Here is a 24,688-nt window from a genome sequence, read left to right as displayed (position 1 = left end):
CCCGGAGGATCAGAAGTTACGAGCGAAGCCGATCGCCAGCTCGGTGGTCTTGACCGTGCGCTCCCGGATGTTGACCAGGCGATGGAAGCGCCGCGCCCTCAGGTCGACGAAGGCGTTCCACTTCTCCCCCAGCTTGAAGTCCTTGCGCAATCCGAGGTAGTAGGTGGCTCCGCTGCCGCCGTCCTGCTTGATGCCGGAGGCCCGTCCGTAGACCTGGTTGAGGAAGGCGTCGTCTTCCTGGGTCGCGGCCCAGCCCAGGCCCATGGGGATCCCCAGCTCGAAGCTGCCGATGTTGATCTTCGGGATCAGTGTGAAGTCGAGGAAGATCACGGTGGTCGAGACGTCGCCGTTTTCCGTGTTGAGCATGGTGCCCGGGGAGACGCTCAGGCGGGTTTCGAAGCTCACCCTTTCGTTCAGGTCGACCAGATAGAACAGGCCGACGGTCATCTCGTCGTCCAGCTCCGCCTGGAATCCATCCTGAACCAGCTCGGAGGCAAGGTCGCCCACCATGTAGCCGACGGTCAATCCCCAGGCCTGGGGGGGGGGCGCTTCGTCTTCCTGGGCAAAAGCGAGGCCGGTGCCACCGATCAACAGCAGGGTCAGTCCCAGCAGAGCCACTACCTTCCGGACCATTCTCTCTCTCCTCTGTGCCGCGCGGCCGCCGAGGTATCCGGAGGCAGTCGGGCCGCTGCGAGACGCGAGATTATCCACCAGGCGAGGCCTTCTGTCATGTCTCCCTGTCGATCTCGCGCGGAGCGGGCACCCCGGCCGTCACCGGCCGCCGGTCCGCGGTAGCATGGGAGACGGACCCGGGGGCTCGTCCCCGGGGGAGGATCGCGATGCTGTCCCGCTACTGGCTTCCCTGCCTGGCAACTTTCGCCATTGTGACGGCCTGCGCGGGGGGGGGGGACCTGGCTCCTCCGTCCCGGGAGGAGATTTACAGTCTCTTCCATCTGCTGCTCTGCCAGGAGGATCGTCCGCCCGCGGACGAGCTTCCCCTGGCGGTGTGGGTCCTTCCCCCTGACAAGCCCTCCTACTACCGGCCCGCCGACGCCGCCGAGCGGGCCGCACTCTTCCTGCCGCCTCCCCTGGCCGACATCGAGGTCGGGGGGCTGCGTCAACGGCGCTACCCGGCCTGGCGGGTCGAGCTCTTCGCCCTCGAAAAGGGGCGGCGTGGAGCGACTTTCCTGGCTGACGTGGTGCGACTGGACGGAGAGTTGGCCGCCATCATGCACTGGCGGCCGGCCCTGAAGACCGAAGACGGCGCCCGGCTGCCCGATTTCCGGCCCCACCCGGGCCGGGGTGAGGATGTCTCCGGCGCTGTCGCCGTGGTCGTCTTCCCGCCCTGGGCCGTCACTCCCCGATGAGCGAGGATTCCTGTTGAACAGCCATGAAATCACCATCGAAACGCCGGGAGGCGAGATTCACCTCGAAACCGGCCGTGTCGCGCGCCATGCCGACGGCGCGGTCGTCTTGCGTCACCGCGACACCGTGATCCTGGCGACCGCCGTGGCGGCCTCCGAGCCCCGGCCGGGGGTGGGCTTCTTCCCGCTCACGGTGGAATACCGCGAGAAGCTGTCCGCCGCGGGCCGGATTCCCGGTTCCTACTTTCGCCGGGAGGGGCGCATCACCGATGCGGAGGTCCTGGTCTCCCGCCTGGTGGACCGCACGATCCGCCCGCTGTTCCCCAAGGGGTTCGCCTGCGAGACCCAGGTCCTGCTGACTGTCCTCTCGGCCGACGAGCAGGTCGAGCCCTCGGGCCTGGCCATCGTCGCCGCCGCGGCGGCGCTGGAGGTCTCGGACATCCCCTTCTCGGGGCCCGCCGCGGGGGTGCGCATCGCCCGCGGCGCCGGCAAGTGGAAGGTTTTCCCCAGCCGCCGCGATCGCCTGGGGGCCGAAGTGGACCTGGTGGTGTCGGCCTCCGGCAAGGGCCTGGTCATGGTCGAGGGGGAAGCCCGGCAGGCCACCGAGGAGCGCGTGGTCGCGGCCCTCGAACGGGGCGCCGAGGTCTGCCGCAGCCTGGCGGGAGGGATCGGGGAACTGGGCCGCCGCGTCGGGCGTTCGCGGCGGGAGTGGACCCCGCCGGAGGTGGACGAGGAACTCGCCGCCCAGGTGGCCTCCCGGGCCGCCGAACCCATCGACCAGGCCCTCGGGAAGGGGTCGAAGGCCGAGCGGCGAACGCTCCTCGAGCAGATTCGCCGGGATGTGTTGGCGGCTCACGCGGAGCGGGAGGAGGAAGCCGCGGCCCTCTTCGAGGCCGAAGTGGCGCGGCGGCTGCGCGCGGCCATCGTCTCGGAGGGGCGGCGGCCCGACGGTCGCGGTCCGGAGGAGATCCGCGCCATCACGGGGGAAGTCGGATGGCTGCCGCGGCCCCACGGATCGGCGATCTTCACCCGGGGCGAGACCCAGGCGCTGGTCACGTGCACCCTGGGGACGGTGGGTGACGAGCAACGCTACGAAACTCTCGAGGGCAGCGCCAGCCAGCGCTTTTTGCTGCACTACAACTTTCCCCCCTACTCGGTCGGGGAAGTGCGGCCCCAGCGGGGGCCGGGTCGCCGGGAAATCGGTCACGGGGACCTGGCCCACCGGGCACTTTCCCCGGTGCTGCCGGAGGCAGACGATTTCGCCTATACGATTCGCCTCGTCTCCGACATCTCCGAGTCCAACGGTTCGTCGTCGATGGCGACGGTGTGCGGCGGCTGCCTGGCGCTGATGGACGCGGGGGTGCCGATCCGCGCCCCGGTGGCGGGCATCGCCATGGGCCTGATCCACCAGGCCGGGGAATACGTCGTGCTATCCGACATCCTGGGTGAGGAAGACCATCTCGGCGACATGGATTTCAAGGTGGCGGGAACCCGGGAAGGCATCACGGCGATCCAGATGGACAACAAGCTGGGAGCCTTGCCCGAAGAAGTGCTGTCTCGGGCGCTGGAGCAGGCCCGCCGCGGGCGCGAGCATATTCTCGGCGAGATGGAGAAGATTCTCGATCGGCCCCGCGACGATCTGGCCGCTTCGGCACCGCGGGTGCAGACCCTGCGTATCCGGCCGGAGCGTATCGGCGCGGTGATCGGTCCGGGGGGCAAGACGATCCAGGAGATCCAGGCCAACGCCTCCTGCCGCATCGATATCCAGGACGACGGGCTGGTGCGGATCTACTCGGAGGACGCCATCGGAGCCCGCAAGGCCCGCGCCCGCATCGAGGCGTTGACCCTCGAGCCTGAAGTGGGGAAAGTCTACGACGGCAAGGTCATCGTCGTCCGGGACTTCTTCGCCGTGGTGCAGATCGCGCCCGGCGTGGAGGGCCGACTCCACGTCTCCGAACTCGAGAACCGCCGTGTGGGCAAAGTCTCCGACGTGCTCTCTGTCGGCGACGAGACCCCCGTTCGGGTCCAGGGTGTCGATCGGCAGGGCCGTATCGTTCTTTCCCGGCGGGCTGCGCTGGCGGCCGGCTGAGGGCGCGTTCGAGAGGTTCGACCCGGAGACGCGGCGGGGCGCTCCCGCGCCGCCGGCCCGCCCGCGCTCCGGGGCGAGAGGTCATGGGAGCGAGTCACGCCGTCCAGTTCCTGGCCGACCAGATCACCGTTCCGAAAAGAAGATCCGCCAGGGTGGCTTCGTCCGGCAACTCGATGGCGCGCGGTGGTTCGACCCGGGTGGGCAGGGGGAGCAGGAGCAAGGTGGAGCCGCTCACGCAGGCCCGGGACAAGAGCAGGTCATCGCCCTGGCGGAAGGCGTGAATCCGGGAAGGGTCGAAGGCGGAGGGCCGGCGGTCGACCACCACCACGTCCTGGGAGCCGATCCAGCAGGCCACGTCCCGGGTCATGGATTCGGTGGCTCGCAGGGCGACCAGGTCCCGGCCGGACGTTCGTCCGAGCAGCCGCGGGTCGAGGGCCAGCAGGCATTCCACGTCTTCGGCCGGCGGCGGTGAGGCCTCGCAGCGGCTGCCGGGGGCGAGGAGCGGGATCCGCAGGGGGGTCAGCAGGTCGTCGTCGGCAAGCGCGTAGCTGACGCCGAAAGGACGATTTTCGCGCCGGGGCGGCCGGCCGGGGGGGCGTCGGGGGGCCGCGGTGACGGTCGGGGCCGTGGAGTCTTCAGTGGGGGGGGACAGGGGGAGGGGCTCGACACTGGCGTACTCCCGGGCGCGCATCACCACCTCGCGGGTGGTGGCGTCCATGCGGGCCGTCGCCGCCCAGATCCGGTAGACGTCTTCCTTTTCGCCCAGCACCTGGGCCAGGCGTACCGCCACCTGTTCCGAGGGGACCTTCTCGCCGTGTTCGATCAGGGAAATGTAGGAGGGGCTGACACCCGCCCGCCGGGCCAGCTCCGTGCCGGTCAGGCCCCGGCGTAGGCGCAGGGTGCGGATGCGGCGATGCAGATCCATGGAACCTCCCGTGACTAACCCGTGCGCAGTTGCAGTAAAGTCTACGCTGGGTCTGGAGGCGGGACAACTACTCGGCGCCTGGGCCATTCCGCCAGCAGCCGGCAAAAAAGGCCGAAGTCGAGCAGGGCTTCGAGGCTGCGGGGCAGGGCGTCGAGCAGGTGCGGGCTGGCCAGGACGATGGTCTTGGTCCGGGCGCGGGTCAGGCTGACGCAGAGCCGGCGGGGCGAGAAGAAGAACCGGGCGTCGTGGCGCAGGGCCCCGGGGTCGGAACAGGCCAGGCTGACGATCACCGCTTCGCGTTCCTGGCCCTGGATGCGTTCGACCGTGTCGACCACGGGCAGGTCGGCCTCGCTTCCGAGTCGGTGGCGCAGGCGTCGCAGGATCTCCCGGTTCTGCCGGCGGAAGGGTGAGATCACGGCGACCTCCTCCGCGGGCAGTTCGTGGTGCACCAGCAGTTCTTCGACCAGCGCGGCCGCAAGGTCGGCCTCGGGAGGGCAGTGGCTCCGGTAACCTTCGTGGTCCATGGGCACCACCAGGGCTGCGGGGTCGGGGGCGAGCACCTCGTCGTAGCGGCCCCCGGGCCGGGTGGGCAGTGTCCGGCGCGCGGCGGCGGCGGTGGGTTCGAGGCGGCCGCCGTAGAAGGCTTGGGAGGGAAAGGAGCAGATCGCGCTGTTCAGGCGGTGGGTACGGTCGAGCATCACCGGTGGCGCCAGGGGGCGCAGGTGTTCGAAGAGGGACCGGCGGGCCAGGTCTCCGTGTTCGGCCAGGGTCACCGGTCCCAACTGCCGATCATCGCCGAAGAGCAGCCAGCGGCAGGCCGGTCGCAGGGCGCAGGGGGCGTGGGAGAGGGGCACCTGGGCGGCCTCGTCCACGATCACCCGCGTGAAGCTGCCGGCTTCGAGGCCGGCGGCCGAGAAGAGCGTCGCCCCGATCACCTGGCCCCCGCGTTTCCCGGGCTGGTTCAGGGCGCCCCGGGTGCCCCGCAGCACCCGGATGCCGGCCTGCTCGAGCTGCCATCTCTGTCCCGGTCGCGGGTTGAGCCGGGCGAGGGGGAGTTCCAGGCCGAAGGGCTCCGCCACCCGGGCCAGGGCCAGCAGGGCGTTGTCCACCGCCCGGTGGGTCAGGGCGGTGATCAGCAGTCGCTCTCCCCGCCAGGCCAGGGCCGCGGCCAGCAGCGCCAGCAGAAAGGTCTTGCCCGTGCCCGGGGGGCCCTGGATCAGTTGCACCGGCCGGCTGGCCCAGCCCGCCGCATAGGCCTCCTGCTGGGCCGACTCCAGGGCCAGGCCGCGAGCCTCCAGCCGGCGCAGGGAATCTTCGGCCCGCTCGCGCTGCCGCGGGTCCACCTGGAGCTGAAAAGTGCCGCAGAGCACCTGGGCGACCGCCCGGCTCGCGGCGTCCGTGCCCCGGAACACCTCTTCGACGGCGCGGCCCAGGAAGGTGCTGAGATCCACCTCGCCCCTGTCGAGTACGACGCTCCGGCCGCCGGTCGGCAGGGCCGGGTCGATTCGCCGCTGATCCTCGCCCCAAAGGCACTGCAGCAGCACAGTGCCTCCGTCGTCCTCCTCCACCAGCCGCATTTCCGGCTGTCGGTGGGGGTCGGCCCCGGAGCCGATGCGCAGCAGGTCCCCCGGGCGGAACCGGGACGTGTTCTCGGCGAAGTGCAGAGCCAGGAGGTTGGGGCTCCGCCAGCCCAGTACGCGGCCGCCTGCCAGCGCGTCCCCCGAGGCGATGCGACTGGCCAGAGGCTGGGACCAGAGTTCGTCGAGATCGAGGGCTCCGGCCAGCCGTTCCCGCTGGAGATAGGTCAGCAAGGCCTGTCGAATGTCGGCCGGGTCGAAGGGGCCTTTCATCGGGGCCGCCGGGGAGGGCGATGGGGTTGGGCGAGGATCCACCCGAGTATGGCGGCGAGTTGGTCCAGGTCGCTTCGGCAGCGGGCCTCGATGGCTTCCCGCAGGGCGGGGTCCTCGCCCTCCCGCAGCGTCTCCGCGAGGAGGAAGGTATCGGAGCCTTCCCCCGGCCAGGGCAGGGGCCGTCCGCGGAGGGCGGCAGCCACCTGTTCACGCCGGTAACGCCAGACAGGCAGCCAGGCGGCGCCCCGGCGGAGCGTGGAACGCAGGTCCCACAAGCGGCGGGAGAGGGCCTCGAGGGCCGCGGGTTCGAGGCCTGCCTCGTCCCCGAGGCGCGCGAGGGCCGCCGGCGCGGCGCCGCCGAAGTGGAAAAGCCGGCCCCCGTTGTTCCGGGCGGCCTGCTCGAGGGCCCCGGCAGCGGCCCGGCACTCGTCCGGCGAGGTCAACAGCCGGACCGTGCCGCTGGCCGGCGCGGCGTCAAGGGAGCGCCAGGCCAGGGTCAGCACCGCGCCCGCCTGCAGGGGGTCGCGTTCCGCCTCCAGCAACAGTCCGCCCTCCACTTCGGGAAGCTCGAGGGGGCGCGACAGCTCCACCCGGCCCTCGCACAGGGCGCGCGCCTGGGGGACGAGTCGTTCGAGATCGAGAGGCGGCCGCCGCGGGTCCCCGGTCCCCGGCTCGAGGCGGGCGAGCGCGTCGAGGCTCCGCACCCCGCGAGCCTCGAGCAGACGCCGCCGGGTGGGAGTCATGCCATCCACCAGGGAAAGGTCGGCCCGCTCCACCAAATCCGGCAGGCAACGGCCCCGCCACGGGCAGGTCCCGCAGGCCGGACAGAGGAAGGGAGAGGTGGTTTCCCGGCCATCGATGATGCGCTGGACGCGGCTGAGCACCTCTCGCGTGGCGGGGAGCAGCCGATCGAGAGGCAACTCCACCCGGCGGGAGTCTCCCATCACGAGAAAGCCGGTCTCCGGCAGGCGGCCCTGGGCCGCCTCCAGCAGCAGCGCGCTGAAGCCGACCTGCAGCGCCTGGTGGGCCTGGGGTACGAGGCCGGCCTTGATGTCGCCCGGTCGATAGTGGTGGTCACCGAGCTCCGATGCGCCCGGGGTCCGCTCCAGCAGGTCGGGGACCGCCAGCCGTCGCCCGTCCTGGACAACGCCCTGGTAGATGCCGGGAACCCGGGCCCGCATCAGTTCCAGGGTGGCCCGGGCTCCGGCCTCGAAGTCTCCCGGGGGGTAGACCGGTTGGGGCCAGCCCAGCGTCTCTGCCACCTGCCGTTCGAAGTCGAGGCCGCGGCGCATCAACCGCTGCCGGGCAGCGCTGGGGGGATCCCGCTGATCGGGGCCCAGGCGGCGCTCGAGATGAACGCGATGGGGGCAGAGGGCCAGATCGTGGAGATCGGTGGCGCGGATGCGTCCCGGGGGCGAACTCACCGGGGCTGAAAGAGCTCGGTCTCCACGGCCTCGCAGAGGATATGCCCGAGCAGGATGTGGATTTCCTGGATGCGGGAGGTCTTCTGGGCGCCGACGACGATGGCGTGATCCACCATCGCGCGCAGCTCGCCGCCTTCACGGCCGAGCAAGCCGATGGTCTCGATGTCGTGTTCGCGGGCGGTGCGGACGCCCTGGATCACGTTGGGCGACTGGCCGGAGGTGCTGATGGCGATGGCCAGGTCGCCCTTGCGGCCGAGGGCTTCGATCTGGCGCGAGAAGATCTGCTCGAAGCCGGTGTCGTTGGCGATCGCCGTCAGGGCCGAGGTATCGCAGGTCAAGGCGATGGCGGCCACGGCGGGGCGATCTTTCTCGAAGCGGCCGGTCAGCTCGGCGGCGATGTGCTGGGCGTCGGCGGCCGAGCCGCCGTTACCGAAGAGCAGGATCTTCCCGCCTTGCTGAACGCAGCGGACGATGCGCGTGGCGACGCGGCTGACGTCCTCGGCGCAGCGGTCGAAGAAGCGGTTGACGAGAAAGGAATGTTCTTCGGCGATCTTGAGGATCTGGCTACGGTTCATGGCGGGCTCCCGGAGGGTCGAGTCCATTATCGCCCCTCCTCGGGGCGGGCGCCCGCCGCCGGGTCCGCTGGTATAGAATGGAGGCCTGCCGCCGGCGCCTGCCGCGCGAGGAGAATGGTGATGAGCCAGCGCCAGCCGTCGTCATCCGGAGGGTCGATTCTGGTCGACCGCATGAGGGCCCATGGCGTGCGTGTGACCTCCCCCAGGCGGGCCATCGCTCGCGTGCTGGAGACGGCCGAGGACCACCTGGACGTGGAAGAAATCACCGTTCGGGCGCGTCGGCTGGACCCCAGCGTGCACCGGGCGACGGTCTACCGGACCCTTGGACTGCTCAAGGAGCTGGGCCTGGTGGACGAGCTCGACCTGCTGCACATGCGGGGCGATCGGCACTTCTACGAGATTCGCTCCGGCGGTCAGCACGCCCACGTGATCTGCACGGCTTGCGGCGCCGTGCTCGAGCCGGGAGGGGCCATCATGGAGCGCTGCGTCGATCGGCTCCGGGAGGCCACCGGTTATGCCATCGCTTTCTACCGGCTCGAGGCCGGGGGGCTGTGCCCCGAGTGCAGCCGCCGGCAGAGCGCGGAAGAGGCCTGAGCGTTTCCATCCTGGAAAAAGTCGATCGCATACCGACGAGGACGTCACGGAAACGGAGAAAGAAACATGTCTTGTGTATCCCGGGCTGTGACCACCCGGCTGGAACGGGCGTCGTGGATCCGCCGGATGTTCGAAGAAGGCGCGCGGCTGAAAAAAGAGCTTGGCGCCGACAAGGTCTTCGACTTCACCCTGGGCAATCCCGAGGTGGAGCCGCCCCCGGTGGTCCAGCGGGCCCTGGGCCGGGTGCTCGACGGTGCCGCGCCCGGGCAGCACGCCTACATGCCCAACGCGGGATTCCCAGCTGTGCGCGCGAGGCTGGCCGAACAGCTCAGCCGGAAGACCGGTCTCGACTACGACGAGCACCACGTGCTGATGACCGTCGGTGCGGGAGGAGCGCTCAATACGGTGCTCAAGGCCCTGCTCGACCCTGGGGACGAGGTGATTCTGCTCGCTCCCTACTTCGTCGAATATGGTTTTTACGTGGCCAACCACGGGGGGCGGGTGGTGCTGGTGGAAACCGACGAGGATTTCCAGCTCGACATTCCGGCCATCGAGGCCGCCCTCACGGCGCGCACCAAGGCCATCCTGCTCAATTCCCCGAACAATCCCACCGGTGTGATCTACAGCGCCGAGAGCCTTGCGGCCCTCGACGCCATGCTTCGCCGCCGCGCTCCCGACGTGGTGGTGATCAGCGACGAGCCCTACAAGGCGCTGACCTTCGACGGACTCGAGGCGCCGGAGGTGCCGGCCTGCATCGAGCGCTGCGTGATCGCCACGTCCTGGTCCAAGGCGCTGGCGATTCCCGGTGAGCGCATCGGCTACCTGGCGATTTCCCCGCGCATCCCCGCTGCCCGTCAGCTCTTCGACGCCTGCTGCTTTACCCAGCGGACCCTGGGGTTCGTCAACGCCCCGGCCCTTTGGCAGCGAGTGGTGGGGGAAGTGGGTCTCGACGACACGGTGGAGATCGGTCCCTACCAGGAAAAACGGGACCTCCTGTGGGAGGGGCTGACCCGGATGGGCTACCACTGTGTGCGACCCTCCGGGGCCTTCTACCTCTTTCCGCGGACTCCCGATCCCGACGACGTGGCTTTCGTGCGGCGCCTCCAGGAGGAGGGGATCCTGGCCGTTCCCGGCTCCGGCTTCGGGAGAGGCGGACACATGCGCCTGGCCCTCACGGTGCCCCGGGAAACCATCGAGCGCTCCCTCCCCGGCTTCGGGAAGGCCCTGCGCGCCGGGGCCTGAGAGGACCGGTACGGTTCTGCGGCGTCAGGCGGAGTGATCGCGATCCAGCGCGTCGCGCAGGAAGGCGGCGGCGTCTTCCGGTGCGGTGGGGTTGATGTAGAGCCCCGTACCCCATTCGAATCCCGCCAGGGGGGTCAGCCGGGGCAGGATCTCCAGGTGCCAGTGGAAGTCGTGCGCCAGGGTCACCCAGAATCCCGCCCGGGGAGCCGCCGCCCGGGTGTTGGGTGCGTTGATCAGCATCCAGTTCAGCGGCGGATTGCCGAGCACCACGTCGAGGCGTCGGAAGACCTGCTGGAGGTGGGCCGAGAGGGCCTCGAGGGTCGCCTCGTCGGCATGGACGAACTGGTACTGGTGCCGGCGGGGATAGACGTGTAGTTCGTAGGGAAAACGGGAGGCGTAGGGTGCGAAAGTGACGAAAGCCTCGTCCACTTGCACCAACCGCGCGCCGTCGGCCAGCTCCTGGTCGATGATGTCGCAGAACAGGCAGCGCTCTTTGATGTGGTAGTAGCTGCGGGCCGAGCTGAGCTGGCGACTGACCCGCAGGGGCGTGACCGGCGTGGCCACGATCTGCTGGTTGGGGTGATGGACCGTGGCTCCCGCGGCGACACCGTAGTTGCGGAAGAGCAGCGCGTATTTGAAGCGGCCGTCGTTCATCAGGTCGGCCATGCGAAGACGGCTGGCGGCGAGGGCGGCGGCGAGCTGCAGGCGCGGCGTTTCCGCCGGCCGCAGCCGGTGGTCCGGGGTTTCGATCACGATTTCGTGGGCTCCCACGCCCCGCATGCGGTCGTAGAGGCCCACGGCCTTGCGATCGAGGTCTCCCTCGATGGCGAGGACCGGCGTCCGGTTCGGAACCACGCGGACCATCCAGCCGGGGCCATTGGGCTCGCCGCTGTCCCGCAGGGCATGCAGCTCGGGGGGGGTGGACGATTCGTGGCCGGGGCAGAAGTCGCAGGGCGGCTCGTCCGTCTCGGGCACCGGGGGCGCGAAATCGAAGTCACCCGGCCTCCGGGAACGCTCGAGGGCCACGGCGACCCAGCGCCGGTTGATCGGATCGTGTCTCAGTTCGCTCATGGGCCGAAGCATAGCCCCGATCGAGCGGCCGGTCTCCCCCTTTCCGCCGCTCCGGAGGGGGATGCGGGGATTGCCGCCCCTCGTGCCAGCGGCTATCGTTCCCCCCCGAATGGAGCCGCCGGTGAACGAGCCCGAATCCCGCAACCTGACCTGGCATCCCGAGGCCATCGAGCCGGGGGCCCGCCGGCGCCTGCTCGGCCAGAAGGGCTGCGTGGTCTGGCTGACCGGGCTGTCGGGTTCGGGGAAGAGCACCATCGCCCGGGCCACCGAGAAGATGCTGATCGAGGCGGGCCACGCGGCCTACGTGCTCGATGGCGACAACCTGCGTCACGGACTCAATGGCGACCTGGGTTTCGAGCCGAAAGATCGCCAAGAGAACATCCGCCGGGTCGGAGAAGTCGCCGCGCTCTTTGCCGACGCGGGGCTGATCGCCCTGGTCTCCCTCATCTCGCCCTATGCCCGGGATCGACGGCGGGCCCGCCAGGCGGCGGGGGCGGGGCGTTTTCTGGAGGTCTTCGTCGATGCGGACCTGGCCACCTGCGAAGAGCGGGACCCCAAGGGGCTCTACCGGCGGGCCCGGGCGGGGGAAATCGCCGGTTTCACGGGTATCGACGCGCCCTACGAGGCGCCGGAATCTCCCGACCTGGTCCTGCACAGCGCCGAGCAGAGTGTCGAGCAGGGGGCGCGGGAGATCGTTCGTGAGTTGAGCCGCCGCGGCCTGCTCGAGGCGCCACCGGCCGGCGAGGAGGTACGGTGACTTCCTACAATCTCTCTCATCTCCGGCAGCTCGAGGCCGAGAGCATTCACATCATGCGCGAGGTGGTCGCCGAGTGCGAGAACCCGGTGATGCTCTACTCGGTGGGTAAGGACTCGTCGGTGCTGGTGCGGCTGGCCCAGAAGGCCTTCGCGCCGGGGCCGATCCCCTTTCCGCTGCTCCATATCGACACGACCTTCAAGTTCCGCGAGATGATCGAGTTTCGCGACCGCTTCTGCCGTGAGATCGGCGCCAGGCTGATCGTCAAGACCAACCACGAGGCGCTGGCCCGGATCGGGCCGCCGGAGAAATGGGATTGCACGCTCTGCGCCGACCTGCTCAAGACCCAGGCCCTGGTCCGGGCGCTCCAGGAGGGCGGCTATGACGCCGCCTTCGGCGGGGCGCGGCGGGACGAGGAAAAGTCCCGGGCCAAGGAGCGGGTGCTTTCCTTCCGGGACAAGTTTCAGCAGTGGGATCCGAAGAATCAGCGCCCGGAGCTGTGGAACCTCTACAACACCCGCCACGGCAAGGACGAATCCTTCCGGGTCTTCCCCCTGTCCAACTGGACGGAGCTGGATGTCTGGCATTACATCTACGCCGAGCAGATCCCGATTCCACCGCTCTACTTCGCCAAAGCCCGCCCGGTGGTCCGCCGCGACGGCATGCTTCTGCTGGCCGGTGAGCTGATCCAGCCCTTGCCGGGCGAAAAAGTCGAGACCGCGATGGTGCGTTTCCGGACCCTCGGCTGCCAGCTCTGCACGGGAGCCGTCGAATCCGACGCCACCACCCTCGAGCAGATCATCGAGGAAACCATGCTGGCGCGGAAGAGCGAGCGCGAGAACCGAGCCGTGGACCAGGACCGGGAAGGCTCGATGGAAGAGAAGAAGAAAGAAGGCTACTTCTGATGGGCGGCAAGCCGGAACTGCTGGCTCAGGACGAGCGCAAGGATCTGCTGCGGCTGGTGACGGCCGGCAGCGTCGACGACGGCAAGAGCACCCTGATCGGCCGCCTGCTCTACGAGTCGAAGGGGATCTACGAAGACCAGCTCGCCGCGGTGGAGCGGGCCTCGGGACGCGCCGGCTCGACCCGGCAGAGCCTCGATCTGGCCCTGGTCACCGATGGCCTGAAAGCGGAGCGGGAGCAGGGCATCACCATCGATGTGGCCTATCGCTATTTCTCCACACCCCGGCGCAAGTTCATCATCGCCGACACCCCGGGTCATGAGCAATACACCCGCAACATGGCCACCGGCGCCTCCACGGCGAACCTGGCCATCGTGCTGGTCGATGCCCGCAACGGGGTGTTGACCCAGTCCCGTCGCCACGCCTTCATCGCTTCCCTGCTGGGGATTCCCCACGTGGTGGTGACGGTGAACAAGATGGACCTGGTGGGTTACTCCGAGCCGGTCTTCGACGGGATCGTCGCGGATTTCAGCGACTTCGCCGCGCGGCTGGAGATCAACGACGTCACCTTCATTCCGATTTCCGCGTTGGTGGGGGACAACGTGGTCGAGCGCAGCGAGGCCATGCCCTGGTACCAGGGGCCGACGCTGCTGGGACACCTCGAGACCGTCCACGTGGCTTCCGATCGCAACCTGATCGACCTGCGTCTGCCGGTGCAGTACGTCTCCCGGCCGGACTCGGGTTTTCGGGGCTATATGGGCACGGTCGCCTCCGGTATCGTGCGGCCGGGGGACGAAATCATGGTGCTGCCTTCGGGGCACCGCAGCCGTGTGCGGCAGGTGCTGGGGGTGGATGGCGCGCTCGAAGAGGGTTTTCCGCCCCTGCCGGTGACCGTCACCCTGGAAGACGAGATCGACATCAGTCGCGGAGACATGCTGGTCCATCCGCGCAACGTTCCCCAGGTGGATCGCCGTTTCGAGGCGATGCTCGTCTGGATGGGCGAGGAAAGCCTGCGTCCCGGCGCCCAGTACCTGGTCAAGCACGCCACGCGTTTGACCCCGGCGGTGGTCGACACGGTGCGCTACCGCATCGACGTCAATAGCCTGCACCGGGTGGAGGCGGACACTCTCGGCTTGAACGAGATCGGGCGCGTGCTGGTGGAACTGGCGCGACCGGTGGCCTTCGATCCCTACGCCCGCAACCGTACCACCGGCTCGTTCATCGTGATCGACAAGGTCACCCACAACACGGTGGCGGCCGGCATGATTCTCGACCGGGAGGCCAGTGACCTGGTCGTCGACGATGCGCGGCGGACCACGGCGGCGCCCAGCGAACTGCTCAGCGAACAGGAAAGCCAGGTCAGTTCCGCCGAGCGCCGCCAACGCCTGGGGCATGGCGCCGCCACGGTCTGGCTGACGGGATTGACCGGCTCGGGGAAGACCACCATCGCCTACGCCCTCGAGCGCAGGCTCTTCGACGAGGGCTGCGCCTGCCAGGTCCTGGACGGCGAGAACGCCCGCCTGAGCTTCAGCATGGACCTGGGCTTTTCCGCCGATGACCGGGCCGAGAACAATCGCCGGGCCGCGGAGGTGGCTCGGCTGTTCAACGAGGCGGGATTGATCTCGATCTGCGCCTTCCTCTCGCCCTACGAGGAGGAGCGGCGTCGGGCCCGGGAGATTGTCGGCGGTGAGCGTTTCATCGAGGTCTACCTGGCCGCGCCTGTCGAGGTCTGCCGCGCACGGACCCCCGAGGGGCTGTATGAGAAGGCGGAGCGGGGCGAGATCCGCCATTTCCCCGGTGTCAGCGCTCCCTACGAGGTCCCCGTCGGCCCCGACCTGGTGCTGGCCACCGACCGGCAGGACGTGGAGGCCTGCGTCGAGGCCATCGTCGCCGCTCTCCGTCAGCGCGGCGTCCTCAGCCGCTGACCGCCGCCCGTTCCCGCTGCGGATCCGGGAGGTGGCTTTCCGGCCCGCCGCGGCGCCGGGCGTTTTCAGGGTACGGGGCCCGGCGGGATCAGAAGGGAAAGACCCGTGGCGCGATGGCGGTGGCGATGGCGCAGACGATCAGCGTCAGCGGAAGGCCCACCCGGGTGTAGTCCGTAAAACGATAGCCGCCGGGGCCGTAGACCATCAGGTTGGTCTGGTAGGCGATGGGTGTGATGAATGAACATGCCGCCGCGGACATCAGGCAGATCACGAAGGGCAGGGGCGAGACGTCGGCACTCGCCGCCACGCTCATGGCCACCGGGAACATCAGGACGGCGGCCCCGTTGTTCGATACGAGTTGCGCCAACAGGCTGGTCGCCAGGTAGACCGCTACCAGCAGACCGTGGGGACCCAGGCCCGAAAACAGGTCGATGATCGCCGCCGCCGCGGCGGCGGCCACCCCCGTGTGCTCCATGGTGCGGCCGATGCCGATGGCCGCGGCGATGACGATCAGCACCTGCCACTGAATATTCTTTCGCGCGATGGTCCACGGGACGCAGCGGCTGAGCACCATCAGGGCCGCACAGCCCAGGGCCGCCACCATGCGGTCCAGGGACGAGAAGGCGAGCAGCCCCACCAGCAATCCCAGGATGCCCAGCGCCAGCCAGGCCCGGTCGTGACGGGGTTCGCGGGACTCGGGGACCTCCGAGACCATGTAGAAATCCGAACGATGGCGGTAGGCGTCGGCGAAGCCCGCGTGGGTTTCGAGCAAGAGCGTGTCCCCCGGATGCAGGCGGATGTCGCCGATCTTGCCCGGCACCCAGCGTCCCGCCCGGTGTACGCCGAGGATCACGGCGTTGTAGAGGGTGCGAAAGCGGGACTCCCGTACGGTTTGTCCGATCAGGGGGGAAAGGGGAGAGACCACCGCCTCGGCCAGGGTGCCCTGGCGGCCCTGCTTCTGGATCGGCAGGGCGGTGGTGGCGGGCACCAGGCCGCGGATCCGCCGCAGGTCCCGCACCGATTCCACCGCGCCGATGAAGATCAGCACGTCCCCCGCCAGGATCTTCTCTTCCGGGCTGACGGCGGGGAGCCATTCCCGGGCGCGCTGGATCTGGGCCAGAAACAGGCCCGGCAGGTGCCGCAGCCCCGCGCCGGCGATGGTGTGCCCCACCACCGGGCTCGACTCCAGCACCAGGACTTCCACCCGGTACTCCCTCCCACGGCCGACGCTCTCCTCGATGGGGGTGCGTTCGGGGATCAGCTTCCGGGAGGCCAGCAGCAGGTAGGCGATGCCGGCCACCGTGGAGGGCACCCCCACCACCGCGACGTACCAGAAAGCGGGCGCTTCGAGGGAGAAACGGGCGGCGACCGCCGGGTGAGTCTCCAGCCAGCCCTGGTAGAGTCCCGCCAGAGTGATGTTGGAACTGGTGCCGATCAGGGTGCAGGTACCGCCGAGGATCGCCGAGAAGCTCAATGGAATGAACAGGCGGCTGGGCGCCATCCGCAGCCGCCGTGCCCAACCGCTGACCAGGGGGATGTACATGGCCACCACCGCCGTGGTGTTGAGAAAGGCGGAGATGACGGCCACCGGCACCATCAGCCGCACCTGGGCGGCCAGGTCGCTTTTGGGCTGGCCCAGCAGGCGACGGACGAGCAGTTCCGTGGCGCCGGTCTCGGTCAGCCCCGAGGCGACGATGTAGATCGCGGCGATCATGATCACCGCCCGCTCGGCGAAGCCCGAGATCGCCTCCCGGGGCGGAGCCACGCCGGTGACCAGCAGGAAGATCAGGCCCCCCATCATCGCCAGGTCGGGGGAGACCCGGTTGCTCAGCAGGGCGGCGATGACCAGGACGATCGCTGCGATGGTGATCCACGCTGCAAAACCCACGGCCCGTCGACCCTCGGATTGGCGGCGCCGCCCGCCCGGGCCGCAATCGCAGCGCATGTTAGCATCTCGGGCCTTTTTCGGAGAGGATGCCCCGATGGAGAACCTCCCCTTCCGTACCCGCGCCGCCGCGGCCCGACATGCGGTCGCCGCCCTTCGCCGTGCCGCGAGGATCTGCCGCTCGGTCGGGGCGGACCTGGAGCGAACCGGCGCCCGAGCCAAGGACGATCGCTCTCCGGTCACCTTGGCGGACTACGCCTCCCAGGCGGTGATCTGCGCCACCCTGGCGGAGGTCTTTCCGGCCGATGCGGTGGTGGCCGAGGAATCGTCCCGGGCCCTGCGCGAGGCCTCCGCTTCGTCCCTGACCGGGCGCCTGGTGGACCTGGTCGCCGGGGAGATGGGTGCCGGCACCGGCCTCGACCGCGTGTTGGCCTGGATCGACCACGGTGACGGCCGAGCGGTATCTCCCGGACGTTTCTGGACCCTCGACCCGATCGACGGCACCAAGGGTTTCCTGAGGGGTGGGCATTACGCCATCGCCCTGGGGTTGATCGAGGACGGCCGGGTGGTCTTCGGGGCGCTGGCCTGTCCCCGGCTCGACGGCGCCACGGGCGAGGGCGTGCTGCTGCTGGCCTCCCGCGGAGAGGGAGCCTTCGAGCTGCCGCTCTTCGACGAGGGGCCGCCACGGCCGGTGTCGGTCAGCTCCTGCAGGGTTCCCGCCGAAGCGCGGCTTTGCGAGAGCGTCGAACGGGCCCACTCCCACCACGATCACGCCGCCCGGGTGGCCCGAGCGATGGGCCTCGGCGGCCCGAGCGTGCGCCTCGACAGCCAGGCCAAGTACGCGGCGGTCGCGCGGGGAGATGCGGAGATCTACCTGCGCCTGCCCACCCGTGCGGACTACCGGGAGCGCATCTGGGATCACGCGGCGGGCATGCTGGTGGTCGAGGAGGCGGGAGGCCGGGTCAGTGACGTGGCGGGCCGGCCCCTGGATTTCGGCCGGGGCCGCACCCTGGACGGCAACCGGGGTGTGGTGGCCACCTGCGGCGCCTTCCACGACGCCCTGATCGAGACCCTGGTCCGGGTGCTCGACGCCTGAGCGGGATCAGGCCAGGGCGTCCCCCAGGTCGTCTTCGGTGATCGGTCTCACCGGCGTGTCCGCGGGGGTCAGCGCCTCGGGCTCCATGCCGGCGGCGGCGGCCAGGCGCAGGGCCGCGGGCCGGCAGTCGTCCCAGGCGCCGCTGGCTACCGTACGTCGCGTGCTGGCGAGGACGTCGTCGCCGACGGTGTCGCCGGCCAGGCCGATCAGCTTCGCCAGCGGCTCGTAGACATCTTCCCGCCGGCGCAGCAGGGTGGCGTGGGTCAGGTGAGCCAGGCGCAGGTCGAGAGCCGGGCGCAGGGCCACCAGGTCCCCGGCCTCCAGGCCCGCGCCATGGGCGGCGGTCAGGGCCTCGGTGAGGGCTTCGATCTCCTCGGCCAGGGGCCGGCAGGCCGAGCCGAGGCGGGCGGTGAGCAGGGCCCGAGCGCCTCCCGAGATGGCTTCGGCCATGGGTGGCGGCAGGGGCGCGGTCAGGCTGCGCGCGTCCCGGGCGACCCAGCCCACCTGCCGGAGCACCTCGGCGCTGGCCGCGGGCAACAGGGTCGCGGCGCGCCGGGCGCCGATCGCCAGGGCCTCCTCCCGCAGGGCCGTGCACTCCGGCGCCCACGGTTTCCCGTCGATGATCAACCGGACCGGCTCCCCCGGCGCCTCGGAGATGGTCTCGAAACGGCCTTCCCACCGTTCGAGGGTACGCAGGTGGGTGACACGACCCCGCCCGACGACGCTGACGCGTTTGCCGTCGTCATCCCCCGGCCGGGGAGTTTCCATGTCGTCCACGGTGAACAGTCCGAAGGATCGCGAAACCGGGGCCATGGCGCGGCGGCCGGCCAGGGCCAGGGAGAGGTGCACCAGGCCGTGGTGGGCCAGGGCCACCACGGGCTCGTGCCGGGCCGGCAGCACTTGCCGGGCGTAGACCTCCGCCGCGTCGGCGAAGCCGGGGGCGTTGACCTCGGCGTCCCGCAGTCGGGCGATGAAGGCCTCCTCCACGTCGACACCGAAGACCGTGCGGCACAGTTCGGCGGCCCGGGCTGCGTGGCGCAGCACCTGCATCGCCTCGAGGCCCGCGATGTCGTCGAAGAACCAGCCGCAGGAGGTGGCCGAGAAAAGCGTCTGCCGCACCAGCTCCAGGAGACTCGCGCCGCGCTGTCGAGCCTGCTGGTCGGCGTCGGCCGGCAGGTGCCGGGCGAGCAACTCCTCGAGGGCATTGCGGGAATGGGGCCGGGCCAGGACGGCTCCATAGTCCTCGAGGGCCTGCCAGGGATCCCCGAGGACTTCGTCGCCCCTGCGGTCGATCAGCATGAAGATGCGGTCCCGGAGGGTGTTGACCGCCGCGCGCAGCACACTCCGCCACTGCCAGCTCCAGCCTTCCGGATGGTCACTCATGCGGCAGCCGCAGTCGGTGGACCAGCGCCCCACGCCGTGGGCACAGGACCAGGCCGAGGGAGCGGCCAGCCGCGCCTCGTGGGTCGGAGGGAGGGCGTCGAGGACTTCGCCCAGGTGAGCGACCCGGGCCAGGCCGCCCGCCCGGCAGCGCATCAGCGCCTCGGCCAGGGAGCGCTCGGCGCCCCTCTGATGGTGACCGAAAGTCTCGCCGTCGGCGGCCAGCAGCACCATGCCGTCGGGCTCGGGCAACCCCTCGAGGGCGTCACGCAGTCGGCCGAGCAGGGCCTGGCCCGAACTGAGATCACCGCCGAAGGCCACCCCGCGGGAGATCGCGCCGTTGAAGACGAAGATCGTGAAACTGCGACCCGAGGGCAGGCGGACTCGCAGGGGGCGATGGGTCGGCACCCGGCCACCGGAGACGTCCTGCCAGGGGCCGTCCGGGGTATCGAGGGGGCGGATGCGCAGTACCTGCTCGGGAGCCAGGATCGTGTATTCGAGGCCCATGTCGGCGCAGGCTTCGAGGGTGGCCGGGTCCACCGCCGTTTCCGGCAGCCAGATGCCTCGGGGCGAGCGGCCGAACCGGCGACGGAAATCCGCCAGGCCCCAGGCGAGTTGCAGCCGCCGCTCGCGCTCCTCGCACAAGGGAAGGATGGGGTGGGAGTAGGCCTGCATCATCGCCGCCCCGCCTCCTCCGCGAGCCGCGGCCCGGGCGTCGCCGGCCCGGGCGTCGGCCAGCACGCCCGGGCGCTGGCGTTCGAGCCACAGGGCCAGGGTGGGGCCGATATTGAACGAAAGGCGCGCGAAAAGATTGACCAGGCCGTAGACGCGGCCCCCCGGATCGGTCACCGCCGCGGCGCCCAGGCGCTCGTAACATTCGTCGGAAACCCGCTCGTTCCAGTCGTGGAAGGGTGTCGCCGAGGGTTGGCGGTGAATCATTTCGGTCCAGGGATTCTCCCGGGGAGGCTGGTAGAGGTGGGCGTGGACGACGAGAAAGGGCATCGGCGGGCTTCCCGGGTGTTCAGGCCGACTTGCGCGTGGAGCGCTCGTCGGCCCGGTCCGCCGCGTCCTCGGCTCGGGCGAGCAGCAGGGCTGCGGCCAGCTGACGACGGCGACGTCGGATCAGGTACGCGCCCGCGACGGCCGCAACCGCCAGGGCGGCCAGGGCGGCGCCCAGCAGGCCGGCATCCCGCACCCAGCGCTGGAGTTGGGCCAGCGAGGCGCTGGAATGGTAGCCCAGGAGCACCAGCACCGGGACGAGCACGAGCACCGAGGCCAGGTCGAAAAAGAGGAAGCGCCGCCAGCTCATGCGCAGGGCACCGGCGGTGAAGAGGAACGGCATCTTCAGGCCTGGCAGCAGGCGGGCGAAGAAGAGGGTCCAGGGTCCGCGGCGCACGTAGAGATCCTGGGCCCGCTGCACGTAGCGGCCGCGGATCACTCGGCTGAGAAAACGGTGCTCGCTGAGGTGGTCGCCCACCCGGCGACCGACCATGTAGACGAAGAGGTCTCCGGTGAAGCAGGCGATGGCGCCGGCCAGGATGGCCCAGCGCAATTCGATCACACCGACTGCCGCCAGCAGACCCGCGGTGAGCAAAGGAACCTCCTCGGGTACCGGGACACCCAGGGAAGCGGCCCAGATCCCGAGCATCAGGGCCAGGTAGGCGTGGGTGGCCGGGGAGAGGGGCAGCAACGCGAGCAGGGTGTGCAAATCAACCTCGGCCCCGCGACTGCGGAAGTCTGGTGGCAGTCACGGCGGGCCCAAGCTACGCGCGAAGCCCGTCCCGGTCAACATGGACCCCGGGCTATGATGGCGCCCGGGAGACCCGGGAACGGGCGGAGGTGAAGATCCGATGAAGGTTCTGGTCAGTGGCGGCGCGGGATACATCGGGGGCTTCGTGGCCCGCTCCCTCGAAGAACGGGGGCATGGGGTGGTGGTGCTCGACGATTTTTCCACCGGCCACCGGGGGGCGCTGGGCGGTTGGCCCCTGGTGGAACTGCGCTGCGGCGAGACCGAGGCGGTGGCCGCGGCGATGAAGGCCCGGGGCATCGAGGCGGTGGTGCACCTGTCGGCCCTGAGCCTGGTGGGAGAGTCGGTGCGGGACCCGGGGCGCTACTGGCGTGAGAACGTGGGCCAGGCGGCGGGGCTGCTCGACGCCTGCCGCCGGGCGGGGGTGGAGCGCTTCGTTCTCTCGTCGACGGCGGCGGTCTACGGCGAGCCCGAGCAGGTGCCCATCGTCGAGGAGCACCCCCTGCGCCCGACCAACCCCTACGGGGCGACCAAGGTGGCCATCGAGCAGATGCTGGCCCACTTCCAGGACGCCGCGGGCCTGGGCTGGGTCTCGCTGCGCTACTTCAACGCCGCCGGCGCGGCCCCGGACGGCTCCCTGGGCGAGGACCACGCCCCGGAAACCCACCTGCTACCCCTGGCCTTCGCTGCGGCCCAGGGGACCCGCGGGCCGCTGACCATTTTCGGCGACGACTGGCCCACCCCCGACGGCACCTGCCTGCGGGACTACGTCCACGTCGTCGACCTGGCCGCCGCCCACGTGCTGGCCCTTGAGTGGCTCGAGGCTCATCCCCGGCGGAGCCTGGTGGCCAACCTGGGAGGCGGCGCCGGCACCAGCGTGCGCGAGGTGATCGACGCGGTGGCCCGCGCCGCGGGCCGCGAGGTGCCCCACTCGGTGGGGCCCCGCCGCGCCGGCGATCCCGCCGTGCTGGTCGCCGCCACCGGGCGCGCCCGGCGCGAGCTGGGCTGGCGCCCGGAGCATTCTTCCATCGAGGAGATCGCGCGGGACGCCTGGGCCTGGCACCGGGCGCACCCGCGGGGGTTTGGGGAGGGCGCGTGAGGGCCAGGCGTCAAGCGCTTGCCCGCGGCCCGGTGCTCTGGCGCGACTCCTCGGCGGGGGCCGGGGAGCACAGTAGCCCTTCGGCACCGAGGGCCCGATGGAGCGGTGTGGCCCAGGCTGGGAGAACCGCGTCGCGGGCCGCGGGGAGCAGTTCGAGGCACAGGGGCGGAGCCGAGCCCCGGGGTTCGGCGTAGTAGGCCCGCAGGGTCACCAGGTCCTCCTGGCTCGCGTTGGCAGCCTGGCCTGCCCCCGCGGGCGCGAGGGTCAGCGCCAGTACGTGGCGGGTCTGCCCGATGGGGGACGCGGGCAAGCTCGCGCCGTCTGGCTCCGTTTGACGAAGCTGCCACTTGCGCCGGAGGAAAACGGCGTCTTGCCGGCTGTAGTCCGCCCAACCGAGGCCCAGCAGCATGGCCTTGCCCTCGAGGGCCGCGGCGACGGTAGGTCGGCCGGTCAGGCTGCTGGCGAGCATCAGAGCCAGAGGCGCGTCCGGCCAGCGGTGAGGGGGCAGACCCGAGCCCGCGCCCCGTGGGCCGGGCGCGGGGAGGAGCACGCGGTAGTAGCCGATGACGTCCCTTCGCGGGTCGTAGATCGGAATCAGCGGCACGACCACGCGCTGATCGCTGGCCACGGGAAACCACGTCGCCCACCGCTGCCAGTTCTGCTGGATCAGGCTGGCCAGCTTGGCGGCGCGGGCTCTTCCCACCGCGGCTTTCGGGCCCTGGGGTGGCGCCAGCAGGGCGCGGATCGCCCGCTCCTGGAGCCGCTGGGCGAGAACGACGGCATCGATGTCTCCCAGCCAGACGGCGAGCACCCGCTGGGGTGCTGCGGGCAAGATCTGGCGGGCCTGAAGGTCGAGCAAGGGCTCGATCTTCTCCCACTGCCTGCGGTCCACGTCGTGCCACAGCGCGCGCAGTCGGCGCCTGTTGTCCTGGTAGAGACGGCGGCGTGCCCACTGACGGTAGTCGCTTCGCGCCATCAAGGCCTGGCCCAGGCGCGAGCGGAGCTGGATGAATGTCGACCCGTGAACGATGGCCGGTTGCCTGGCGAATCGTGTCTCGAGCAGCAGGGCCAGCTCCAGGCTGTTCCAGCCGCGTTGCACGCGCTCGAGCGGGGGTGGGTCCAGCGCAAACTCGCGCACGGCGAAGCGTGGCTTCCACTCGATCGTGACGTCGTAGGTCTTCCTCCCTGGCGAGAGTCTCTCCTTGTAGAGCCGCCCCTGTTCGTGAATCAGATCCAGAACGCGGCCCCGCGCGCCGCCCGGGCCCAACTCCAGGTAGGTGCTCCCCACAGCCTGGCAAGGTCCATCGTCAGGTGGCTTGTCGCCCTCCCGGCAGGCGGCGGTCCAGGGGGAGGGGAGGGCGAGGCGCAAGGGTGGCGTCAGGGTTGGTGCTGGCTCGGCTGCGTTCAGCAAGTCTCTCAGGCGATCGTCTTGTCTGGAAGGCCGAGCCGCGCCCTCGTAGCGAAAGGGAGGGCCGGAGGCCTCGAGCCGACAGCGTCGATTGAGTTGCCGCCGCTTCCACCGAACCCGAACCTTGCGTCGCCTCGCCCTGTTCGTCTCGGCCCCGTCGTTCGGACCTTCACCGAAGGGCACGGGCCGGTAGGTGATCGATCCCTCCCCCTCCAGGTGCTCGAAGATCCGATTGAAGACGCCGCCGAGCTTCTCGTGCCAGTCCCTGGGGTAGGGCTGCGAGGGGATCAGGTAGGAGGCCCCACCGCTGCCCCTGGACAGAAAGGCCAGGACCTCCCGAGGATCGAAGGTGCTCGACTGACGATCGGCGCAGCGCGGCGGCACGGCCAGGCCCACGGAGAAGATGCTCAGGTTCTCGGTTTCGGCTAGATGGCCGCCAGCTGGGAGGGGTCGTCCAGCGAACTCCGCGGCAGCAGGCTCGCAGTATCGCAGCCGTCGCTGAGCAGGATCACCACCTTGCGTTCCGGGCGCGGCGCGAGATAGCGCAACAGGTCGTCGAGTCCGTCCCACAGGGCGGTCAGGCCGGAAGTGCGGATCTTCTCCCCCCACGCAGCAAGCCGAGCGGCGACCTCTCGCGCCGGAGCGAAGCCCTCCACCATCCTCAGGTTCTCGCCGAGGGTCAGCACGGCCATCTCGTCCTGGGGTCTGATCTTCGTCGCGTATTGACTGGCAGCGGCCACCGCGGCGGGAAGATACTCGGTGCGGCTGGAGCTGATGTCGATCACCACCGCGTGAATCGTCGGCAGGCGGGTCAGGCTCAGGTCCGCCACGGGCAGGGGCGGACCCCCGTCCTCGCTCACCTCGACCATTTCCGGACCGAGCCCATCGCAGCCGTCTTCGATCTTGGGCTGGAAGAGCACCGGGTAGTGCACCCAGCGCACCCGTACCTGTTGCCGCATGTCGGTCTTGAAGAGGGGCTTCCCGTCGCTCTCGGCGGCGAGGGCGAAGCAGAGTGTGCCACCGAGCGCCAGAGCGATGGCGAGAGTCGAGCGCGCCCCCCGCCCGAACGAACTCTCCGCCATCGCTCCGCCAACCACCACGGCGCCCTCCTCTGTCGTCATTTCGGCATGAAGACTAGCCTGAAATGCATCGTTCATGAAGGCCCGCCCGCAACAAAGGGATCCTGTGTTATCGTTCTCAGTATGCTGACCTGGAAGGAGCGCACCTCACCGATCGAGGGGCGTCGCAACGGGGTGCAGTCGCCCGGGGGCGGGATGCAACGCGGGGCGCGGGTCGGTAGACGGGGTGCCGTCCTGGGGGAAAGATGCTCGCCATGGCCCGCTCGTTCAGGGTAGATT

General features: G+C 70.1%; 20 protein-coding genes. 9 read left to right on the top strand and 11 right to left on the bottom strand.

The features are described 5' to 3' along the window. Positions 1-9: 9 nt before the first annotated feature. Positions 10-633, bottom strand: coding sequence for an outer membrane beta-barrel protein (locus Q9Q40_14665; GenBank protein ID MDQ7008462.1), 624 nt, complete (start codon positions 631-633; stop codon positions 10-12). A gap of 206 nt (positions 634-839) precedes the next feature. On the opposite strand from Q9Q40_14665, the gene Q9Q40_14660 reads away from it, so the two are divergent. Further along, complete coding sequence (locus Q9Q40_14660) at positions 840-1,367, top strand: hypothetical protein (protein ID MDQ7008461.1); 528 nt, start codon at positions 840-842, stop codon at positions 1,365-1,367. A 13-nt stretch (positions 1,368-1,380) separates the two neighbouring features. Continuing rightward, positions 1,381-3,453, top strand: a complete 2,073-nt coding sequence (gene pnp / locus Q9Q40_14655; protein MDQ7008460.1) for a polyribonucleotide nucleotidyltransferase — start codon at positions 1,381-1,383, stop codon at positions 3,451-3,453. Between the two features lie 94 nt (positions 3,454-3,547). Here the strand turns inward: pnp and Q9Q40_14650 are convergent, their stop codons facing one another. The 4 genes from Q9Q40_14650 to Q9Q40_14635 are packed head-to-tail and all read right to left on the bottom strand — an operon-like array spanning position 3,548 to position 8,227. Then, positions 3,548-4,378 (bottom strand): helix-turn-helix transcriptional regulator, encoded by an 831-nt coding sequence (locus Q9Q40_14650; GenBank protein MDQ7008459.1) that lies wholly within the window; start codon positions 4,376-4,378, stop codon positions 3,548-3,550. Positions 4,379-4,419: 41 nt separating this feature from the next. Continuing rightward, positions 4,420-6,228, bottom strand: a complete 1,809-nt coding sequence (locus Q9Q40_14645) for an AAA domain-containing protein (GenBank protein MDQ7008458.1) — start codon at positions 6,226-6,228, stop codon at positions 4,420-4,422. Next, positions 6,225-7,652: a TM0106 family RecB-like putative nuclease gene (locus Q9Q40_14640; protein MDQ7008457.1), complete on the bottom strand. Its 1,428-nt coding sequence runs from the start codon at positions 7,650-7,652 to the stop codon at positions 6,225-6,227. The genes Q9Q40_14645 and Q9Q40_14640 overlap by 4 nt, the downstream gene beginning before the upstream one ends. Continuing rightward, complete coding sequence (locus Q9Q40_14635; protein MDQ7008456.1) at positions 7,649-8,227, bottom strand: D-sedoheptulose 7-phosphate isomerase; 579 nt, start codon at positions 8,225-8,227, stop codon at positions 7,649-7,651. The genes Q9Q40_14640 and Q9Q40_14635 overlap by 4 nt, the downstream gene beginning before the upstream one ends. 120 nt (positions 8,228-8,347) lie before the next feature. Here Q9Q40_14635 and Q9Q40_14630 point away from each other — a divergent pair, with 120 nt between their 5' ends. Together Q9Q40_14630 and Q9Q40_14625 are read left to right on the top strand one after the other, a co-directional pair. Beyond that, positions 8,348-8,821, top strand: coding sequence for a Fur family transcriptional regulator (locus Q9Q40_14630; protein ID MDQ7008455.1), 474 nt, complete (start codon positions 8,348-8,350; stop codon positions 8,819-8,821). A gap of 66 nt (positions 8,822-8,887) precedes the next feature. Further along, the gene (locus Q9Q40_14625; GenBank protein ID MDQ7008454.1) at positions 8,888-10,063 is read left to right on the top strand and encodes a pyridoxal phosphate-dependent aminotransferase; all 1,176 of its coding nucleotides are present in this window, start codon (positions 8,888-8,890) and stop codon (positions 10,061-10,063) included. Between the two features lie 24 nt (positions 10,064-10,087). On the opposite strand, the gene Q9Q40_14620 is transcribed toward Q9Q40_14625, so the two are convergent. Beyond that, complete coding sequence (locus Q9Q40_14620; protein ID MDQ7008453.1) at positions 10,088-11,134, bottom strand: galactose-1-phosphate uridylyltransferase; 1,047 nt, start codon at positions 11,132-11,134, stop codon at positions 10,088-10,090. Positions 11,135-11,255: 121 nt separating this feature from the next. On the opposite strand from Q9Q40_14620, the gene cysC reads away from it, so the two are divergent. From cysC to cysN, 3 genes are read left to right on the top strand one after another with little or no spacing between them, the layout of a single operon-like run. Then, entirely contained in the window at positions 11,256-11,891 is a 636-nt protein-coding gene (cysC, locus tag Q9Q40_14615) for an adenylyl-sulfate kinase (GenBank protein MDQ7008452.1), read from the top strand. Continuing rightward, positions 11,888-12,793, top strand: a complete 906-nt coding sequence (gene cysD, locus Q9Q40_14610) for a sulfate adenylyltransferase subunit CysD (GenBank protein MDQ7008451.1) — start codon at positions 11,888-11,890, stop codon at positions 12,791-12,793. Before cysC ends, cysD begins: the two co-directional genes overlap by 4 nt. Further along, a complete protein-coding gene (cysN, locus tag Q9Q40_14605; GenBank protein ID MDQ7008450.1) occupies positions 12,793-14,715 on the top strand; it encodes a sulfate adenylyltransferase subunit CysN in 1,923 nt (640 codons plus the stop codon). Before cysD ends, cysN begins: the two co-directional genes overlap by 1 nt. An 88-nt stretch (positions 14,716-14,803) precedes the next feature. Here cysN and Q9Q40_14600 read toward each other — a convergent pair whose 3' ends face one another. Next, complete coding sequence (locus Q9Q40_14600) at positions 14,804-16,603, bottom strand: SLC13 family permease (GenBank protein ID MDQ7008449.1); 1,800 nt, start codon at positions 16,601-16,603, stop codon at positions 14,804-14,806. 94 nt (positions 16,604-16,697) lie between these two features. Here Q9Q40_14600 and Q9Q40_14595 point away from each other — a divergent pair, with 94 nt between their 5' ends. Next, positions 16,698-17,696 carry a 3'(2'),5'-bisphosphate nucleotidase gene (locus Q9Q40_14595; protein MDQ7008448.1) on the top strand — a complete coding sequence of 333 codons (999 nt, stop codon included), beginning with the start codon at positions 16,698-16,700 and terminating at the stop codon, positions 17,694-17,696. Between the two features lie 6 nt (positions 17,697-17,702). Here the strand turns inward: Q9Q40_14595 and Q9Q40_14590 are convergent, their stop codons facing one another. After that, positions 17,703-20,078, bottom strand: coding sequence for a DUF3536 domain-containing protein (locus Q9Q40_14590; protein ID MDQ7008447.1), 2,376 nt, complete (start codon positions 20,076-20,078; stop codon positions 17,703-17,705). A gap of 19 nt (positions 20,079-20,097) precedes the next feature. After that, positions 20,098-20,784 carry a DedA family protein gene (locus Q9Q40_14585; GenBank protein MDQ7008446.1) on the bottom strand — a complete coding sequence of 229 codons (687 nt, stop codon included), beginning with the start codon at positions 20,782-20,784 and terminating at the stop codon, positions 20,098-20,100. A gap of 142 nt (positions 20,785-20,926) precedes the next feature. Between Q9Q40_14585 and galE the strand changes: the two genes are divergently transcribed. Beyond that, positions 20,927-21,922 (top strand): UDP-glucose 4-epimerase GalE, encoded by a 996-nt coding sequence (galE, locus tag Q9Q40_14580; protein MDQ7008445.1) that lies wholly within the window; start codon positions 20,927-20,929, stop codon positions 21,920-21,922. Positions 21,923-21,932: 10 nt separating this feature from the next. On the opposite strand, the gene Q9Q40_14575 is transcribed toward galE, so the two are convergent. Together Q9Q40_14575 and Q9Q40_14570 are read right to left on the bottom strand one after the other, a co-directional pair. Continuing rightward, positions 21,933-23,726: a hypothetical protein gene (locus Q9Q40_14575; GenBank protein ID MDQ7008444.1), complete on the bottom strand. Its 1,794-nt coding sequence runs from the start codon at positions 23,724-23,726 to the stop codon at positions 21,933-21,935. A 29-nt stretch (positions 23,727-23,755) separates the two neighbouring features. Beyond that, positions 23,756-24,430 (bottom strand): hypothetical protein, encoded by a 675-nt coding sequence (locus Q9Q40_14570; protein MDQ7008443.1) that lies wholly within the window; start codon positions 24,428-24,430, stop codon positions 23,756-23,758. Positions 24,431-24,688: the final 258 nt, after the last annotated feature.

This window comes from Acidobacteriota bacterium, from assembly GCA_030949985.1.
Classification (GTDB): domain Bacteria; phylum Acidobacteriota; class Polarisedimenticolia; order J045; family J045; genus JALTMS01.
This window is presented reverse-complemented; position numbering and strand designations above follow the sequence as displayed.